The following is a 2,235-nucleotide window of genomic DNA, read 5'->3' as shown; positions in this document are numbered from 1 at the left end:
TTCCGTTGGTTTTTCGCTTTGTCCATGTCCTCGAACGTCAAACGTAATTGTTTTGAAATGTTTAGAAAGAGGATTTATGATGATGTCTAATTGCCTACAGCTACCACCTAAACCGTGGATTAGCAGCAATGGTTTTCCGTTTCCCTTTGCATTTAGGTTTAAATCGATACCGTTTATTTTTGTTAATGCCATTTTGTGAAAATATTAATATTTGACTTTGCAAGTGCCTTGATGTGCGGTCTAGAATTGCCTTTAACTTGCCTGTATATACGGAAACCGTATAATACTCAAATCAACAATATAATTTGTAAATGGTTGGATGGGGAATCAACCTTTTTTGAACTACTATTCATCTTAATTTCAAAATAACCTTTTTGCTTTGTACTCACGTGCTCTTTTTCTTAATTCCAAGTCATAAATATTCAAAGTATCAATACTATAAAACTCTTTCAAGGGTTTATCATGTTTTTCCATTCGTGTAAGAATAACTTTTTTAGCTTCTTCTTCGGAAACAAATTTAAATTCTATTTCAATTTTATTCGGATTATCAATAGTTACATTCATTCTAGAATTTCTTGTCAAAATGTTATTACCGTCAATTTGATAGGAACTGTAAAATGGCCCAGCACCTATATCAGCAATTGCTTCAATCATTAATGAATCATTGAAAAAAACTTCATGATATTTAACTATAGCAGAATCATTCTCGTAAGTTGTATCAATAAAGAACCAGTTTCCCTTTAAAAACCCTATATCAAGATGCTGATTCTGACAAAAAGAATGGGAATAAGTCAAAAAGGCAATACAAAGTACAAAATAATATTTCTTCAGTTTCATAAGCTATGCTTTACGTTTTACGTTGGCGGGTCGAGTAGGCAAGGGGAATTTCACCCCAAGCCTCTCACAGAACCGTGCTTGATAGTCTCCCATCACACGGCTCTTGTTATACAAATCTACCACTACATTACGAAAAACCTAGTCGCCAGTGGTAAAACAAATTCGGAAATTGTTCCCGTATCCGTTTCAACCAGTGATAAGCTCGGTTTAAACTCGTCTTGTACCGTTTATACCTTTGGCGTGCCCACCTAACCAGGCGCTTGCGGAGCAGCTGAAAGATTGGGTTCAGCTCATAGATCCTGAACTTGCCGTAGTAGTTCACCCAACCCCGAATAAAGGGTTCGAGGTATTGGGCTACGCCCACTATGCTTTTGTGTGTCAGGTGAACAATGTCCAGCTCTTCCATCTTGTCGGCAATGCGCTTCCTTGAACTGATGCTAATGGCGCAGTCGTAACCCAAAAACATATTTCCGGTGGTCTTCGACTTTGCACTTCGTGGCTGAAAAGAGTACCCCAGAAAATCGAACTTAACCGTTTCGTGTTTCCCTTGTCGTCGGTAATCGCGACAGTAAACCAGCTTCGTCTTTTCGGGGTGCAGCTCCAGCCCACACGCTGTCATCCGTTTGTTCAAGTTGCGCAAAACATAGTCCGCTTGCGATTTACTTTTACAGTGCACTATGACATCATCGGCATAACGCACATATTTTACCGTGGGGTGGGTTTTCTCCAACCACTTATCCATGGCGTAGTGTAGAAACAAGTTGGCTAGTAGTGGGCTGATTACCCCTCCTTGTGGCGTGCCGTGGCCTTGCTTCTGAACCAGCTCTCCTGATTTGGTAAGCACGGGCATTTCAAGCCATCGTTGGATGTAAAGCAGGCACCATTTCTCGCTTACGTGTTTCCCTACTGCGAGCATTAGCTTTTGGTGGTCGATGTTGTCGAAGAGTCCTTTGATGTCCAGGTCGATTACCCAATCTGTTTCCCAGCAGTTTTCGCGCACCGCTGCCAATGCCTGATGGGCATTCTTATTGGGGCGGTAAGCATAGGAATTGGGACTGAATAGTTGTTCAAACCGTGGTTCTAGATAATCTTTGATCACCATCTGAGCCACTCGATCGCTAATGGTCGGGATTCCTAGCTTACGGACTTTCCCGTCTTTCTTCGGAATCTCAACTTCTTTAACAGGTGGTGGAAAATAGCTTCCCGAGGCCATCCTGTTCCATAGCTTGTACAGGTGTTTCGACCTTTGGGCATCGAATTCTTCCATGCTCACTTGATCAACTCCTGCACTTCCATTGTTAGAGCGCACTTTCTTGTAAGCTTCCCATACCATTGGGCGGCTTATCGGTACTGATTTTGTCTCATTCCATAAATTCATCCTCTTGCGAGTTGTTAAAT

The 2,235-nt window shown here is 41.6% G+C and carries 3 protein-coding genes; all 3 read right to left on the bottom strand.

Annotation, left to right across the window (positions count from 1 at the left end; translation table 11 throughout):
* Positions 1 to 192: alpha/beta fold hydrolase (locus VMW01_00430; GenBank protein ID HUW04701.1), on the bottom strand; the 192-nt coding region annotated here is incomplete at its 3' end.
* A 168-nt stretch (positions 193 to 360) separates the two neighbouring features.
* Positions 361 to 837, bottom strand: coding sequence for a hypothetical protein (locus VMW01_00425; protein HUW04700.1), 477 nt, complete (start codon positions 835 to 837; stop codon positions 361 to 363).
* 127 nt (positions 838 to 964) lie between these two features.
* Positions 965 to 2,235, bottom strand: a 1,271-nt coding sequence (gene ltrA / locus VMW01_00420; protein HUW04699.1) for a group II intron reverse transcriptase/maturase, incomplete at its 5' end; no start/stop codon positions are given.

Source organism: Williamwhitmania sp. (assembly GCA_035529935.1).
GTDB lineage: Bacteria > Bacteroidota > Bacteroidia > Bacteroidales > Williamwhitmaniaceae > Williamwhitmania.
Note: the sequence above shows the minus strand (reverse complement) of the source record. Positions and strands in the feature narration are given on the sequence as shown.